The following is a 630-nucleotide window of genomic DNA, read 5'->3' on the forward strand; positions in this document are numbered from 1 at the left end:
CTAGTCCCGTCGCCGAGGCGTTCACTCTCCGGGCTGTAGAGAACCGCCTATAAGCCGATCTCGGAAGCCCGGCCCCGATGTGTCTTTCGACGGGGATCTCGACCGACTTGCCCGAGCCCATGCGCTGGCGCGAATGAATAGGCCGCGTCGAGGCACCAATTTTTTCCGCGCGCGATCCGGTACCCCGCGAGACGTTCGCGCGGCTGGTCGGGCAGGGGTGCAATCTCGACGATCTTCTCGCAGACATCGTCGACGAACTGCGCGGGCGTCCCTACGACATCATCTCCGTCGCTAGCTGCTGGCAGTTTCGCACGCAGTCGCATTTCGCCGGCACGATCCGCACGGCGGGCTCGGGCGTGCTGCGCGACAGCGGTGCGCCCGAATTGACGCCCACCGACTTGCTGGCGCTGACCGCCATCGCTTATCTGCAGCCCGCGATCCGGGCGGAGCTCGCGCGGCTCGCCGGCCGAGAAATCAGCCGCGACGTCGGCCGGCTGAAGCGTCTCGTTCTCATCGATGGCGCGTTGCGCGCGCCCGAGCGCGGCGCGCCTTTCGCCTATGTCACGACATGGAAATTCGGCCCCGGCAGCCTGCGCGAGCTCCCCGACCTCGAGCGGCTGGAGGACGAGG

1 protein-coding gene is annotated in these 630 nt (G+C 67.6%); it reads left to right on the forward strand.

Features of this window, described 5'->3' with window-relative positions:
- Positions 1-203: 203 nt before the first annotated feature.
- Positions 204-630 (forward strand): SMC-Scp complex subunit ScpB (locus KP010_RS22505; RefSeq protein WP_253204001.1); only part of this gene is annotated, 427 nt, incomplete at its 3' end.

Source organism: Methylosinus sp. KRF6 (assembly GCF_018887255.1).
Lineage (GTDB): Bacteria > Pseudomonadota > Alphaproteobacteria > Rhizobiales > Beijerinckiaceae > Methylosinus > Methylosinus sporium.